Origin of the sequence: Vibrio iocasae, from assembly GCF_042245395.1 — a bacterium.
Lineage (GTDB): Bacteria > Pseudomonadota > Gammaproteobacteria > Enterobacterales > Vibrionaceae > Vibrio > Vibrio iocasae.
The window spans coordinates 462,051-476,862 of sequence record NZ_CP145310.1 but is presented as its reverse complement, the minus strand read 5'-3'; the positions used below and the strand labels follow the sequence as shown (position 1 = coordinate 476,862).

Below are 14,812 nucleotides of genomic sequence, written 5' to 3'. Positions count from 1 at the left end.
GATATACGGAGCGATATTAACTAAGGTTTACACCCGGTGTCGATGAAAATAGAGATGCTCTACAAAGTCTCTGATCTGATCACGAGTGGTGTGCGGATTAAAGAACACCGCTTTTTCACCCGGTAGGTAAAGACAGTAGCCAGAGCTATTGTAATCGGTATGAGCGATAGACTCTACCCAGTTGGTGTGCAAGCAACGTCCTCGACGAGCTGTGAAGTTTTTCCGGTGGTAAGCCGCATGATTGGCTTCGCTGTCAAAAAACTCATCATCGACAACCCGCCTTTCTTCATCGAACAGTTCATAAGGATCTTCTTTTAAGTCCGGGTGGTAAAGCCTGAAAGTCACACTCGGTCCCTGATTACTTGCGGAAACCACCCGGCAATGTTCCTGAGTCGAGAGTAAATAACGAAGATAGTTCGCATTTTGCATGCAGTAAGCCATCAACAATTGATAGCCCTCGATGCCAATGTAAGAGAGAGCAGAGTATGCAGAGAATACTCCAACCGCACTTCGTGAACATTCTATGGTGGATTGAAGGTGAGAGTCTTCTTTCATCTTAGGGTCGAAATAAGTGAAATATCTTGGATCCTGTTTCAGTGCCTCCATATCATCGCCATTTTTGATGATAATCATGCTTGAGGTATAAGGCACATACCCCCATTTTTGGAAATCGATGGTAATTGAATCCGCAAAGCGCAATGATCTGACTTTCGGCATGATAGTTTCCAGACCATAAAGAGTGGCTGGATTAATATCCAGTTTGTTCTCATCAAAGTTATATTCATTGAAAAACATCAGGCTCCAACCGACCGCGGCATCAACATGAATATGCGGTTTATAACTAAGGTTATAACGATGACAGATCGCCTCCCGAATATGGTAGATTGCTTCAACATCATCAATGGCAAAAGTATCCGTTGTTCCACAAGTCAGCAGAATGGTGGGCACTTTAATGCCTTTTTGAACGCACTCAATCATTCTGCGCTTAAAGTCCTGCGTATCGATCTGGTTGTCACGATTCACTTTTATTCGCATCACTTGTTTGTTGATGCTCACACCTAACAAAGCTAAATCGGTCATATTTGAGTAATGACCCGCTTCAGAGTTCATCATACAGAATGTCTCTTCTGACAAACCATTCACTGAAGAACCCGGGAAAGCTTTCCGCAAACCAAGCAAGTAGCCATAGAGGTTGCAAAAGGTTCCTCCCTGAGTAAATAAACCTGTTGCTGTCTTATCATCATACCCAACCAGATTCGCTATTTGTCTGATAACCACCTGTTCAAGTTCTACCGCCCCACCCGCATACTGACGTGAAACCAGATTGGGGTTAGCGATGGTCGCAAGCATGGCACCGTGAATGGCCGGGTCGCACGGGGTCGTTACGACATTTTCTACCGATGCTGGGTCTTCCCAGTTTTTGGACATGTTCGCGGTATAGAGCGCAAGCGGGTCAAATGGAGTGACGGCGTCACTGGAGTGTTGAGGAATACGAGATTCTGTCTCTAAACGTTCCGCCATAGAGACATTCGAGTGAAGATTGAGAAACTTCCGACGCGTAACAAGATCGCCAAGTTCTGCAAGTTGGTATATAGGCCAGTGACGTGGGTCCCGAGAGAAAAACTGCTGAACAATATTGTTGTATTTCTGTTCAAAACGGGGAGAAAGTCGGTTCGCCTTACTTTGAGTCCATAAGGCTTCATTGACTGGAATCATAACTGCCTCCACACCAAGAAGGTGGTCAATTGCCTTTTATCGCAATGTGTTGAGTATAGTTAATGGTTCACAGAGCTGAGGTCGGATCTCTTATACAAGCTATTTCAGAGCGGTACTCAGAGCTTACAATTTTTCATCGGAACAACGCTAGCCAAACCGATTAACTCGCTATATAGTGTGCGGCCGTTTTGATTCTGAGAGGTTCTGACATGGCTATTGGTTTTGATTTTGGTACTTCAAACTGTTCTGTTGCTCAGTGCATAGAAGAGAAATTAACTCATATTCCACTCTCGGGTTCTGACTTTTATTTGCCCTCTACACTTAGTGCCCCAAATCCAGAATCAGTCTCTGAGTACCTTTTTCGTTGTCTGAATATCCGGCCATCAGACGAAACTGGAGAAGCGGTGCTTCGCAGAGCCATCAAAGAGAACCATGAAGAAGGACTGGAAATCAGAACGGATGATGTTCAGTTTGGTCAGACGGCCCTTAACCTCTATCTCGACGATCCCAAATACGTATACTACGTGAAATCACCTAAGTCGTTCCTGGGAACACTGGGATTGAGAGATGTGCAGCTCTCTTTCTTCGAAGACCTGGTGTGCGCCATGATGGCAAACATAAAACGAAAAACTGAAAGCCACCTTGAGAACGACGTATCAGATGTAGTGATTGGCAGACCCATAAATTTTCATGGGCGTGGTGGAGAGCGATCCAACCAGCAAGCTGAAAATATTCTTCGCAAAGCCGCTAATCGTGCCGGGTTCAAGAACATCGAGTTTCAATTTGAACCTGTCGCGGCCGGACTTGAATACGAATCAACACTCACCAGTGATAAAACTGTTTTGGTGGTTGATATTGGCGGTGGTACTTCGGACTGCTCAATGATTCATATGGGGCCAAGTTGGCAAGGCCGTAGTGATCGTTCTGAGTCATTGCTTGCACATACCGGTATACGTATCGGTGGTAACGATCTCGATATAGCCATTGCTTTCAGACGATTTATGCGTGAGTTCGGTTTAGGCACAAACCAGAGTTCAGGATTGCCAGTACCCATTGCCCAGTTCTGGAACGGTATTGCAATCAACGACGTCATCGCCCAAAGGGACTTTTATCGGCCAGAAAACCAAAAAACATTAATGGATTTGGTTAAAGGTTCAGAGTGTCCCGATAAATTAACACGACTATTGCATACTTATATTGGCACTCTGGGGCACAGTATCGTGAGAACCGCAGAAACCACTAAGATCGCGTTGGGAGAAACTGATCAACATGTCGCTTCTGTGGACTTGCTTAAAGAAGCGTTCGATATTTCAGTTACTAAAGATCAAATGTCTGATGCCATTACTGAACCGGTGAACAAAATTCTGAAAGTGGTCATTGAGGCCCAAAAACTGGGACAAGCCAAACCCGATGTTATCTACATGACCGGTGGCTCCGCTCGTTCTCCACTGCTAAAAGCCGCAATACAGTCGGTGTTACCAGACACTGAGATAGTGAGTGGTAGCTACTTTGGTTCGGTGACCGCGGGCTTGGCAAGATGGGCTGATGTTTGTTTTCGGTAGGATAAACTAGTCCAGTTAATAAAGCGCTCTTTCGATTGGAACATTAAAAGAGCGCATTCGGCTTAACCTTAGCTCAACTCATGAAAACAAATAGCGCGCATGGAACGCCAGATGGTCGTCGATAAAGCTAGAGATAAAATAGTAGCTATGATCGTAGCCTGACTGCATTCGAAGCTCGACCTCGGAACCACTCTCTTTAGCAGCATGAAGCAGCAACTCTGGCTTCAGTTGCTCTGATAAAAAGTCATCCGCATCACCCTGATCTACAAGAATCGGCAACGACGAATTAGCACTTTTCAATAGCTCACAAGCGTCATACTGCTTCCAGTTCTCTGTATTGTTTCCCAAATAAGCCCGAAACGCTTTCTGCCCCCAAGGACATTGCATTGGGTTAGTAATCGGACTGAAAGCAGAAATAGAGCGGTACATTTCTTGGTTTTTCAAACCTATTGTCAGCGCACCATGTCCACCCATACTGTGGCCTGCGATCGACTTTATATCGGAGACAGGAAAGTGCTTCTCTATGACCTCCGGGAGTTCTTTTGTGACGTAATCATACATATGATAATGACGTGACCAAGGGGCCTCAGTGGCATTTAGATAAAAGCCAGCACCTTTGCCCAAGTCGTAATTGTCATCGTCAGCCACATCATCTCCACGCGGGCTGGTATCCATTGCAACAATCGTAATACCTAGCTCTGCAGCCTTCCTAAAAGCTCCTGCTTTTTGCATAAAGTTCTCATCGGTACAAGTAAGCCCCGATAGCCAGTAAAGAACCGGAACTTTACTTTCGAAAGTCGCATCGGCTGGCAGGTAAACTGCAAAGCGCATTTCACAATCGAGTACTCTGGATTGATGTTTGTATTGCTTGTGCCAACCGCCAAAGACTTTATTCTGACTTGTGTTTTCAATCGTCATTATTGTTCTGTCCTCATTTAGGCGCCACGATAAACGCAGCGCTGTATGTTTTCGGAGTCTTATTTGTCCATATGGATAACAGTACGGATACTCTTACCTTCATGCATCAAATCGAACGCTTCGTTCACTTCTTCAAGACCCATGGTATGGGTAATGAATTCCTGCAAACCAAACTCACCCGCCATGTAACGGTTAACGATTTCAGGCAGTTCTGAACGACCTTTCACACCACCAAATGCGCTACCACGCCATACGCGACCTGTCACTAACTGGAACGGACGAGTAGAAATTTCCTGACCTGCACCAGCAACACCAATGATGACAGATTCGCCCCAGCCTTTATGGCAACATTCCAGAGCCTGACGCATCACATTAACGTTACCGATACACTCGAATGAGTAATCCACACCACCGTCAGTCATTTCAATAATCACTTCCTGAATAGGCTTATCGAAATTCTGAGGGTTGATTACATCCGTCGCACCCAGTTGTTGTGCAAGTTCAAATTTGCTTTCGTTGATATCCACACCGATAATGCGGCTCGCACCTGCCATACGTGCACCAATGATGGCTGATAGACCAATACCACCAAGACCGAAGATAGCAACCGTATCGCCCCGCTCAACCTTAGCAGTGTTTAGCACAGCGCCCATACCCGTTGTCACACCACAACCAAGCAGGCAAACTTCTTCAAGCGGTGCTTCTTTATTTACTTTTGCCAACGAGATTTCAGGTAGCACTGTGTACTCAGAGAAAGTAGAGCAACCCATGTAATGATAAATTGGCTCACCATTGATAGAGAAACGACTTGTTCCATCGGGCATCAAGCCCTTGCCCTGAGTTTCACGAACGGCCTGGCAAAGGTTAGTTTTTCCTGACTTACAGAACTTACATTCGCCACATTCAGCAGTGTAAAGCGGGATAACATGGTCACCGACTTCGACACTTGTTACTCCTTCGCCTACCATCTCAACGATGCCACCACCTTCGTGACCCAAAATAGAAGGGAAAATACCTTCTGGATCGTCGCCAGACAATGTAAATGCATCAGTGTGACACACACCTGTTGCAACGATGCGAACTAAAACCTCACCTTTTTTAGGAAGCTGTACGTCAACCTCTTCCATTTTAAGTGGTTCACCCGCAGCCCATGCGACTGCAGCTTTTGATTTAATAGACTCTTGTCCCGGTTTAATTGAAATTGCCATGTGCTTTTCCTGTGTCACTGATAGATAAGCGGTTAACAAACGCAATGCACGTTGCCACACCACTCCCTTATTGAATTAAAGCTAGTATAGATATTTCTATTTCGCTGATAATCCCATCAAATTGAAATTCATTTTTACGTATTTGTAATAATCAACTAAAATTGGATATTCTATTGCTCAGAATGAAAAGTGGAGAGGGAACAAAATGGCAAGCTGGGAAGGTGTTTCTGAATTTGTTGCGGTAGCGGAAGCCAGCAGTTTTACTGGCGCTGCGCTAAAACTCTCGACATCAGTAGCTCAGGTTAGCCGCCGTGTCTCAAGTTTGGAAGAACGACTTGCCGTCAAGTTGCTAAACCGAACAACACGCAAAGTCACCTTAACCGAAGCGGGCCAACTCTATTTCCACCAGTGCAAACACCTGGTTGAAGGCCTGGAACTTGCAGAGCTTGCAGTCACTCAAATGCAATCCACTCCAAAGGGCCTGCTTAAAGTGACCGCACCCGTAACTTATGGAGAATGGCATATTGCGCCCCTACTCCACCAGTTTCTTGAGCTCTATCCAGAACTGGAGCTGGAACTTGTCCTGACTAACCAGCAGCTTGACCTCATTGAAAACGGAATTGATGTGGCTATTCGTTTGGGCAGGCTTCAGGATTCAAACATGATGGCCCGACGCCTGGCGACCCGGCAACTGCATGTTTGTGCCAGCCCGGCCTACCTGGAGAAACATGGCACTCCGCACACCTTATCAGAACTCAGTGGACACCAATGCCTAAGTGGTTCGATTGACTATTGGCGCTTTAGGGAAGAAGGAAAAGAAAAATCTGTCAGAGTTTCCGGTCGTGTTAAATGCAATAGTGGTTTGGCTCTCAATGATGCTGCAAAGCGGGGATTAGGATTGGTGCAACTTCCCGATTACTATGTCCAGCAGGATATAGAATCTGGTGTGCTTGTCGAAGTGCTGAAACAATACCGTGACGAAAGGGAAGGAATCTGGGCACTTTTTCCAAACAACCGCAACCTTTCACCTAAGGTTCGCCTATTAATCGATTTCTTATCTGATAATCTAGTCAACCTCAACTCGGGATAATTTAAGCCACTCAGCACAGCCCTTTCAGCGTCTAACTGCGTTAAAATCAACACAATAGACAAGCTATTGACTTATGATTTTGCCTTGTTATCCATCAAAAAGGACAGTACTGAGTCAAAAAGATAAAGTAAGTCTTTATAATAATTAACTATTTCGACTTTCTTATCCCGAGTTGAGGTTAATCAATACTCAATAAGCTGTTTTTCAATGCAAAGCTAAGCTGTAACTGCATTCATATGCTATACCTATAATTACACAACAAAAACAAGGCTGAGCATGTTCAAAACAGCTAGCAACAAAACGAGGAGGCAATGGTTAATCTGTATCATTGCCTTACTGCTGATCTTTGGATTTGTTGTAACCAATGTCGTTGGTTATAGTTTTATGAGCCGCAGCCTCAAGACAAAGATAATCGATGCTGAATTACCCAAAGCCGTACACGAAGCCTCTACCGAAATCACCTTAAACATCCTTCCCGCAGTCATCACTTCTTCAGTACTTGCTAACGACAAATTTATTCTGGACTGGCTGAAAACTGATGAAAACCAACAACAAGAGATTGTTCGGTATCTTGCGAATATCAAGACACATAATAACGCGACAATCAGTTTTATGGTGTCAGCAAAAACGCAGCAATACTACAACTCTGAGGGTTTCATCGTATACGAAAAGAAGGGTGACCCTATGGCTCAGTGGTATTTTGACTTTATCGCTGGTGACAACCTCTATGAGCTAAACCTTGGGCCCAACATAGACAAAGCACACACACCAACTCTGTTTATTAATCATAAAATGATAGAAGACGGCAAGCTTGTAGGGGTTATTGGGTTGGGGCTTGAACTTAAATCGATTGAGAGCATCCTGTCTCGCTTTAGTAACCAGTATAAACAGAACATCTACTTTATCGACAATGAAGGGCAGATCGTTTCTAAATCACAAGGGGGGAAACATACTTCAGATTCAATTCTTGTGATACCGGATTTAAAAGAAGCTATTGCCGGAAACCCGAACGAACAAGACGCATTATTTGAGCACAGAAGCGAAGATCAAAACTTCCTGATTAGCCTGCGATATCTACCACAGTTGAAGTGGTGGATGATGGTCGAGCAGGAAGAGGGACTCACTTTTACTGAAGTTGATGAAACACTGTTTATCAACATTATTATCGGTGTCGCAACGATACTCTTTACCTTAATTACGGTTTCATGGGTCATCAATTTCTTCCATAAACAATTAGAGGAGATCGCCTCCACAGATACATTGACTGGGTTATACAACCGTCAGATGTTTGAGCAAACTGCCAAAAAAGCGATGGAACAATGTAGTCGTAATCAATCGACACTTTCACTTCTAATGATCGATATCGATCGTTTTAAGTCTATCAATGACGAGTTTGGTCACCTTGTAGGTGACAAAGCCCTTAAATGTCTGGCAGAAACGATCAACTCTTCTGTGCGCAAAGCTGACATTGTTGGGCGCTGGGGTGGTGAAGAGTTCGTTGTCATCGCCTATAACACGCACATTATGGATGCCTCATATCTCGCAGACAAAATCAGGGTTAACGTTGAAGAGACAAAAGAACTCCCGCGCAAGATAACCGTGAGTGTTGGTGTTACTGAGTTTATTCCTACGGATAGCCTGGAGTCCTTACTAGACAGAGCAGATCAAGCTTTGTATACCGCAAAAAATGATGGCAGAAACTGTGTTAGAACGGTTTAACTGTCACCAATCAACATACCTTTGCCATCTCTATTACTTAGTTTTTATTGATACTGTTACTTCATAAAGTCCAATTATCAAAACAAGCCGCATAAACTATTCTATTTCCAGTTTGTTAAACCAGTACCACACTGGTTGTATCCTTGCTGAATAAGCATCCACATAAAAACTGGAGATCCACTATGTCCACTTATTACTCTGTTCTAGAAGTTACTCCTACCACTCAGGATTGGGTACCTGATTACATTGGCCCGGCAAACAGACTGGTTGCACAGTATGGCGGCAAATATCTAGCTCGTACCAGCACACATGAGCGAGTTGAAGGTGATGCTGAAAATCCAGCACTGCGAATTATTATTGAATGGCCATCACGCCAGGCTGCACTGGATTTTATGAACGACCCTGAATACGTTCCACACCTGCAGGCTCGTACAGAAGGCTCTATAAGTCATCATGCTCTGATTGAAGGCAAAGATGATTTAGCGTAATTAAGGAAACCATTATGGATATGGCGACGAGACTCGATATCTTTCTTGACGTAGTCACTCATGGTTCGTTTTCTAAAGCGGCTGAGTCTCGTAATCTCGACCGCTCAGTTATATCAAAACAACTTAAAATATTAGAGGGCGAGTTAGGTGTCCGACTTCTGAATCGTTCAATCCGAGCGCTTTCTGCAACCGACGCAGGCACACGAATAGTCAGTCAGGCTAAATCCATTAGAAATACACTGACTGACACTGTTCTCATCGCTAAGTCTTATCACGAAAAGCCACAAGGGGTTCTGAGAGTTACCAGCCCGACCCTGTTCGGAAATATGTATGTTCAGAAAGCAATTCACAGCTTTATGGATAAATATCCCGACATTAATATCAAGCTTGAGTTGAGTGACAAAAAAACAGACATCATTGGGGACAGATTTGATATCGCATTTCGAATTGGTCCTTCTCGTGACTCGAACCTGATAGCGAAAAAGTTAGCGGACAACAAAGTTGCACTTCTCGCATCAGAAGAATTTGTACAGAAACACGGTATGCCTAAAACACCGGAAGAACTCGTTAAACTTCCTGGCATCATCTATACAAACGGAGTGTACAAAACCGATAAACTTGCTATTTCAGAATCACCTGAAAGCAACGCTATGCACACACATCATATAGAAGGCAGGCTTGAAGTGAACGATGTTAGCGCCTGTAACGAAGCCGTTTATTCAGGTCTGGGTTACGCTTCAATTCCTCTGTTTACTCTGGATAGAACTATAAAGGAACGAGCGCTTGTTCCTTTGCTCACTGAGTATACCTTGCCTGCCAACGAGTGGGGAATTTATGCTGTATATCCACATCGTAATCAGACACCCATAGTAAAGCTATTCATTGAAGCTGTTCAGGATATTATCGGAACCCCGCCCAAATGGGAGTCGTACATTGATAACTACAAAACTATGTACAAAAGGGTCGCAATATAGAGATAGGGATATCAACTGATTTGCGCAAAAAAACGGGGCTGAAATAGGCCCCGTTTTGCATTGGTTTAGACTTGAGTATTACTGTGCATTTAGCTCATGCAAGTGAATCTCTTCTTCTTTCTCACCTGCTTTTGGATCTTTGAACTTATCGACATCCAGAGCATTTTCAGATTTCGCTACGATGACAGAAACGGCACAGTCACCTGTGATGTTTACAGCAGTACGGATCATATCCAATAGACGGTCAACACCCATGATAAGTGCGATACCTTCCAGCGGCAGACCGACCTGATTAAGCACCATAGCCAGCATGATCAAACCAACACCCGGGACACCCGCAGTACCAATAGAGGCTAGTGTTGCAGTCAAAATAACCATTACGTAATCCGTCATAGTTAAATCGATATTGAATGCCTGAGCAATAAACGCAGTTGCTACACCTTGCATTATTGCAGTGCCATCCATATTGACCGTCGCACCTAGTGGAACTGTAAACGATGAAATACGGTTAGCAACACCCATACGGTTTTTTGCTGTTTCCATAGTGACAGGAATGGTTGCAGCTGAGGATGCAGTAGAGAATGCAAACATGATTGCATCTTCCATCTTTCTCAAGAACGTAATCGGGCTTAAACCAGTCAAACCTTTCAGCATCAGGCTGTATGTAACCAGACCATGAAGAATTAACGTACCTGCCAATACAAGGAAGTATTCTGCAAGGTTGATGATTGCACTTAAACCTAGTCCTGTGAACAGTTTCGCCATCAGGAAGAACACACCATATGGCGCGATGTTCATTAGCAGTGCAACCAACTTCATGATGACATCATTCAAGTCAGAAAATAGTGCTGCAACACGTTCTCCAGGCTTGCCTGCCGCGCTGATTGCAATACCGAACAGTACCGCAAATACGATAACCTGCAGTGTATTACCTTCTGCCATCGCATTGATTGGGTTGGTCGGGAACATATCAATGATGACCTGTCCCAAAGAAGGTGCTTCTGTAGACTGGAAAGAACTTGCTGCTGTTAAGTCAGCACCAGCGCCTGGTTGGAACAGGTTCCCCATTGTAAGAGCCAGTGTGATCGCTACCGCTGTTGTTGCGATATAGAAAGCGAGTGTTTTACCACCCATTCGTCCCAAGGTTGATAAGTCTTTAAGTGAACTTGTTCCGCAAACCAGTGAAACAAACACCAGAGGAACAACAAGCATTTTTAAACTGGCGACAAAGATTTTACCGCCTACTTCTAGTAATCCATTAACTATATATTCGTCGACAAATCCGTTACCGGCGAAGAGGCTGCGTATAGCAAATCCTGTCAAGATACCCGCTACCATACCGATGATAACTCGGCTAGTCAGCGAAAGAGGTTTCTTGGTATTCATTGTGAACACTCCTTATAGTTTTTTCCTTGAGTTCAAATTCAAGGAGCACAGGAGGCTATCAGGTGAATCGACAGAACAAAAAGAGATTTCCCACGACTGAGGCGTAAACGTGATCCATATCACTACAATTTTTGGATAATTTACCAAAAACACACCAATCCACAACCAAATGAATACAGAAAAATCAACATAGCAACATATTGAAAACCAATTAATAATTTTCAAATAATTTGCAATAAACATCCTTAGTAAAGGGAAATTCAAAATATGGCTTATAAATAGCCAAATAGGCTATTTATAAGCCATAAACGGGCGGGCACCAATTGGTATAAATCATCATTTACACCCCTTATTATTCACATTTCTTATATGTTGTTTTTTTAGATATGAGCAGTATTAACATCTACAAATACAAAATTTAAGCAGCTCATTCATCTTTTAAAAAATACTTTATTAAATTTTTGCTCTAGATCATAACGAAACAAAATAGACATCGAGAGGCAATATAAATTTCGCTACTATCCTCGAAACATTTCTAAACAGTTTTTTAAATCTACTTACAATTACGAGCAAAAGTTATGTTAGAGCTATTATTAGGATTAGCCGTCACCGTCGCGGTCGGTTATTTTATCGTTAAAGGTTATAAGCCTGCAGGCACTCTCCTTACCGCAGGTATTCTTCTTCTATTATTAACAGGTATTCTGGGTCATACCGTTCTGCCCGAGAAAGTGGCTTCTACAGGTAATGTAATTACCGATGCGCTTGAGTACGTTAAATACATGCTTAAGTATCGTGGAGGGGGCCTGGGTATGCAGATCATGCTATTGTGTGGTTTCGCTTCTTATATGACGCACATTGGTGCCAACAATGTTGTTGTAAAACAGTTCTCTAAGCCTCTTTCTGTTATCAAGTCACCTTATGTGCTGCTTGTCGCGGCTTATATCGTAGCTTGTCTGATGTCTTTGGCGGTAAGTTCTGCAACCGGTCTTGGCGTATTACTTATGGCTACGCTATTTCCTATGATGACAGCGATGGGCATCTCACGCCCTGCAGCCGTTGCAGTATGTGCTTCTCCAGCAGCCATTATTCTTTCTCCAACATCAGGTGATGTTGTTATTGCCGCTGAGAAATCAGGACTCGCTTTGGATGTATTTGCAGTTCAGACTGTGTTACCTGTTTCGATCTGCGCCATCATAGTCATGGCTGCCGCTGCTTTTTTCTGGAACAAGTACCTGGATAATAAAGAAAACACACCGATGGAACGTGTCGACGTTTCTGAAATCGAAGTTAATGCGCCTGCTTTCTACTGCATTCTTCCTTTCTTGCCAATCCTGGGTGTTTTCCTGTTTAACGGCCGTACGATTCCTGGTTTGTCATTAGACATTTATACCATTGTTGTAGGTTCTATCTTCCTAGGTGCTATTGTTGATTTCGCAACGAAACGCTTTAACGGCAAGAAAACGTTGGAAGATTTGGAGTCTTGCTATCAGGGTATGGCAGATGCATTCAAAGGTGTGGTCATGCTTTTGGTTGCAGCAGGTGTGTTCGCTCAAGGTCTAATGTCTATCGGTGCTATAGATAACCTGCTTCACCTGGCTGATAAAGCGGGCGCTGGCGGTGTTGCGCTAATGCTTATTCTGACGGGGCTGACGGTGGCTGCGGCTATTGCAACCGGATCGGGTAACGCACCTTTCTATGCATTTGTAGAGTTAGCGCCTTCGTTAGCCGCTAAGATGGGACTAAACCCTGCATTCCTAATTATTCCAATGCTACAAGCTTCAAACCTGGGTCGCACCATCTCGCCAGTATCTGGTGTAGTAGTTGCAACCTCTGGTATGGGTAAGATATCGCCATTCGAAGTCGTAAAACGAACTTCTGTCCCTGTGTTAGCAGGTTTGATTACAGTGATTTTGGGTACCCTTGTGCTTGTGCCAATGTCTGCATAATAACTGCGTATAGAATAGTTAAAATACAGGGAAGCGCTCGCTTCCCTGTTTGTCTACCCACCAAAAGCAACAATAACACCGTACACTACAACCCCAACCAATACAGGTACGCCTAATGTACGCGTCTTATACCATGCCAGTAGCGTAAAGATGGCTCCCACGGCTGTTGCTGACCAGGTAAGAATGGAGGGAGTTGCCGGTATCAGAGATGTGCCAAACATAGCCGCAATCATTACTGGTCCCATCACTGTTAACCATACAGGAACATGTGCCAGCGCATTACCATTCTCGCTTCGTTTGATTCGTCTTGACATCCAAAACAATGGACCAACCCGCATTAAGAATGTACCAAAAGCAATGATTGCCAGCGCCAACCAGGTCGATTCACCCATTTTTCTTCCCCGCTTTTAAGCTTTTATCGCGTACAACGTAATACAGTAAGGTGCCACAAACAGCAGCAAGTGGAATAGCTGCATTCGAGTAACCAATCAGTGTGAGTGTTAACGCCACTACCGTTGCGGCACCCAAAGTGATCGTCCAGGAAAACGAGTCAAAACGAGGGGCAAGAAGTACCAGAAACAGTGCCGGCAATGCAAAAGGTAATACCTCTCCTAAGAGTGGCCACTGTGCGATAAGCTCGCCGCCCATGATCGCACCAAGGGCAGTACCACCAATCCAGCTCACCCAAGCGATTAAACTTGCACCACTAAACCACGCTAGACGCTGATCGGATTCTAATTGTGGAAAGCGAGTATGTGCCAATGCAAAGATTTGGTCAGTCAGACCATGCATCAACACAATCCACCAGGGACTCTTAGAAACATACGGAGCAAGATTCGGCCCATATACCACATGCCGGGCATTAATCAGTAATGTCAGGGCTATGACAAGCCAAACTGGCGCACCCGATGCCACCATAGCAACAAACAAAAACTGTGAGGCTCCGGCATAAACAAGCGTGGAAATGGCAATGGTTTCCCAGATATTGAATCCAGATTGCAGCGCAATAACCCCAAACGAAACCGCAACAGAAACGTATCCGCCCATAAGGGGTAAAGCGTCTCTAATCCCTAGAAACCAAGGGTTAGTCCTTGCTGTGTCAACCGCTGTGTTCATTGCTCTCCCCCCTTTCTGCATAAGTGATCGTAAGCAATAAGGTTGACCAAAGATCATCGGTTCGATATTCGTGCGCTTTATCTGCATCAAACGAGAATCGGTCACCCGCTTTAAGAATGGTCGTCTTACCTTCTGTCGTTATTTCCAGTTGCCCACTAATAATGGTCACCGACTCTGTCGCACCTGATGAGTGAGGTTCAGAAATCCGTTCTGAGTGGGGAGCCATAGACATCCAGTAAGCATCTACCTGTGGATTGTCTGTACCTTGCTCGATGAGTTTGAACTGCACACCTTCATCACCAAAAGGGGTGGTTACTGACGCAACCAGACTACCGAATGGAACATCTAACTCAACAGCTAAACGCCAGATAGTATCCACTGTTGGATTCCCTGTTCCCTGCTCTAAACGGGAGAGGTTAGATTTGGCAATACCCGCATCTGCGGCCAGCTTAGAGAGCGAACAACCTTTTGCTAAACGCAGCTTCTGCAAGTTGCGCCCCAGCGTTGTTAACATAGATTTATCCATTGCCGAACTTTTCCTCTCATTTTATCGTTCTATATATTGAACGTTCTATATAAGGAACGATTATTTGTCAAACACTAATTTATTTTTGGTTTCGATTATCAATAAAAAGGAGAAAGTCATTCAACTAAGTAAGCCTTTTTCAATCAGACAGCTTGCTTATAAT

The 14,812-nt window shown here is 44.1% G+C and carries 13 protein-coding genes; 6 read left to right on the top strand and 7 right to left on the bottom strand.

Features of this window, described 5'->3' with window-relative positions:
* Window positions 1-27: 27 nt before the first annotated feature.
* Window positions 28-1,716 (bottom strand): pyridoxal phosphate-dependent decarboxylase family protein, encoded by a 1,689-nt coding sequence (locus SNR28_RS02165; protein ID WP_375749380.1) that lies wholly within the window; start codon window positions 1,714-1,716, stop codon window positions 28-30.
* A 209-nt stretch (window positions 1,717-1,925) separates the two neighbouring features.
* Between SNR28_RS02165 and yegD the strand changes: the two genes are divergently transcribed.
* Complete coding sequence (gene yegD / locus SNR28_RS02160) at window positions 1,926-3,278, top strand: molecular chaperone (protein WP_375749379.1); 1,353 nt, start codon at window positions 1,926-1,928, stop codon at window positions 3,276-3,278.
* Window positions 3,279-3,356: 78 nt separating this feature from the next.
* Here the strand turns inward: yegD and fghA are convergent, their stop codons facing one another.
* Together fghA and SNR28_RS02150 are read right to left on the bottom strand one after the other, a co-directional pair.
* Window positions 3,357-4,196 (bottom strand): S-formylglutathione hydrolase, encoded by an 840-nt coding sequence (fghA, locus tag SNR28_RS02155; protein WP_375749378.1) that lies wholly within the window; start codon window positions 4,194-4,196, stop codon window positions 3,357-3,359.
* 59 nt (window positions 4,197-4,255) lie between these two features.
* Window positions 4,256-5,404, bottom strand: coding sequence for an S-(hydroxymethyl)glutathione dehydrogenase/class III alcohol dehydrogenase (locus tag SNR28_RS02150; RefSeq protein WP_375749377.1), 1,149 nt, complete (start codon window positions 5,402-5,404; stop codon window positions 4,256-4,258).
* Between the two features lie 205 nt (window positions 5,405-5,609).
* Between SNR28_RS02150 and SNR28_RS02145 the strand changes: the two genes are divergently transcribed.
* The 4 genes from SNR28_RS02145 to SNR28_RS02130 all read left to right on the top strand — a co-directional run bounded on the left by SNR28_RS02145 (window position 5,610) and on the right by SNR28_RS02130 (window position 9,675).
* Complete coding sequence (locus SNR28_RS02145; RefSeq protein WP_375749376.1) at window positions 5,610-6,494, top strand: LysR family transcriptional regulator; 885 nt, start codon at window positions 5,610-5,612, stop codon at window positions 6,492-6,494.
* Between the two features lie 384 nt (window positions 6,495-6,878).
* Complete coding sequence (locus SNR28_RS02140; protein WP_375749375.1) at window positions 6,879-8,213, top strand: diguanylate cyclase; 1,335 nt, start codon at window positions 6,879-6,881, stop codon at window positions 8,211-8,213.
* Between the two features lie 182 nt (window positions 8,214-8,395).
* Complete coding sequence (locus SNR28_RS02135) at window positions 8,396-8,701, top strand: DUF1330 domain-containing protein (protein ID WP_375749374.1); 306 nt, start codon at window positions 8,396-8,398, stop codon at window positions 8,699-8,701.
* A gap of 14 nt (window positions 8,702-8,715) precedes the next feature.
* Window positions 8,716-9,675, top strand: coding sequence for a LysR family transcriptional regulator (locus SNR28_RS02130; protein ID WP_375749373.1), 960 nt, complete (start codon window positions 8,716-8,718; stop codon window positions 9,673-9,675).
* A 78-nt stretch (window positions 9,676-9,753) separates the two neighbouring features.
* Here SNR28_RS02130 and SNR28_RS02125 read toward each other — a convergent pair whose 3' ends face one another.
* Complete coding sequence (locus SNR28_RS02125; RefSeq protein WP_375749372.1) at window positions 9,754-11,061, bottom strand: dicarboxylate/amino acid:cation symporter; 1,308 nt, start codon at window positions 11,059-11,061, stop codon at window positions 9,754-9,756.
* A gap of 578 nt (window positions 11,062-11,639) precedes the next feature.
* Here SNR28_RS02125 and dcuC point away from each other — a divergent pair.
* Entirely contained in the window at window positions 11,640-13,007 is a 1,368-nt protein-coding gene (dcuC, locus tag SNR28_RS02120) for an anaerobic C4-dicarboxylate transporter DcuC (protein ID WP_375749371.1), read from the top strand.
* 53 nt (window positions 13,008-13,060) lie between these two features.
* Here the strand turns inward: dcuC and SNR28_RS02115 are convergent, their stop codons facing one another.
* Genes SNR28_RS02115 through SNR28_RS02105 form a run of 3 tightly spaced genes read right to left on the bottom strand, consistent with a single transcriptional unit; the run spans window position 13,061 to window position 14,649 of the window.
* Window positions 13,061-13,399 carry an AzlD domain-containing protein gene (locus SNR28_RS02115; RefSeq protein ID WP_375749370.1) on the bottom strand — a complete coding sequence of 113 codons (339 nt, stop codon included), beginning with the start codon at window positions 13,397-13,399 and terminating at the stop codon, window positions 13,061-13,063.
* The gene (locus SNR28_RS02110) at window positions 13,392-14,123 is read right to left on the bottom strand and encodes an AzlC family ABC transporter permease (protein ID WP_375749369.1); all 732 of its coding nucleotides are present in this window, start codon (window positions 14,121-14,123) and stop codon (window positions 13,392-13,394) included. Before SNR28_RS02110 ends, SNR28_RS02115 begins: the two co-directional genes overlap by 8 nt.
* Entirely contained in the window at window positions 14,107-14,649 is a 543-nt protein-coding gene (locus SNR28_RS02105; RefSeq protein WP_375749368.1) for a helix-turn-helix domain-containing protein, read from the bottom strand. Before SNR28_RS02105 ends, SNR28_RS02110 begins: the two co-directional genes overlap by 17 nt.
* Window positions 14,650-14,812: the final 163 nt, after the last annotated feature.

Bases quoted from the DNA above. Each gene is read 5' to 3' on its own strand.
- SNR28_RS02165 (WP_375749380.1), bottom strand. From the start codon at position 1,716: ATGATTCCAGTCAATGAAGCCTTATGGACTCAAAGTAAGGCGAACCGA.
- yegD (WP_375749379.1), top strand. From the start codon at position 1,926: ATGGCTATTGGTTTTGATTTTGGTACTTCAAACTGTTCTGTTGCTCAG.
- fghA (WP_375749378.1), bottom strand. From the start codon at position 4,196: ATGACGATTGAAAACACAAGTCAGAATAAAGTCTTTGGCGGTTGGCAC.
- SNR28_RS02150 (WP_375749377.1), bottom strand. From the start codon at position 5,404: ATGGCAATTTCAATTAAACCGGGACAAGAGTCTATTAAATCAAAAGCT.
- SNR28_RS02145 (WP_375749376.1), top strand. From the start codon at position 5,610: ATGGCAAGCTGGGAAGGTGTTTCTGAATTTGTTGCGGTAGCGGAAGCC.
- SNR28_RS02140 (WP_375749375.1), top strand. From the start codon at position 6,879: ATGAGCCGCAGCCTCAAGACAAAGATAATCGATGCTGAATTACCCAAA.
- SNR28_RS02135 (WP_375749374.1), top strand. From the start codon at position 8,396: ATGTCCACTTATTACTCTGTTCTAGAAGTTACTCCTACCACTCAGGAT.
- SNR28_RS02130 (WP_375749373.1), top strand. From the start codon at position 8,716: ATGGATATGGCGACGAGACTCGATATCTTTCTTGACGTAGTCACTCAT.
- SNR28_RS02125 (WP_375749372.1), bottom strand. From the start codon at position 11,061: ATGAATACCAAGAAACCTCTTTCGCTGACTAGCCGAGTTATCATCGGT.
- dcuC (WP_375749371.1), top strand. From the start codon at position 11,640: ATGTTAGAGCTATTATTAGGATTAGCCGTCACCGTCGCGGTCGGTTAT.
- SNR28_RS02115 (WP_375749370.1), bottom strand. From the start codon at position 13,399: ATGGGTGAATCGACCTGGTTGGCGCTGGCAATCATTGCTTTTGGTACA.
- SNR28_RS02110 (WP_375749369.1), bottom strand. From the start codon at position 14,123: ATGAACACAGCGGTTGACACAGCAAGGACTAACCCTTGGTTTCTAGGG.
- SNR28_RS02105 (WP_375749368.1), bottom strand. From the start codon at position 14,649: ATGGATAAATCTATGTTAACAACGCTGGGGCGCAACTTGCAGAAGCTG.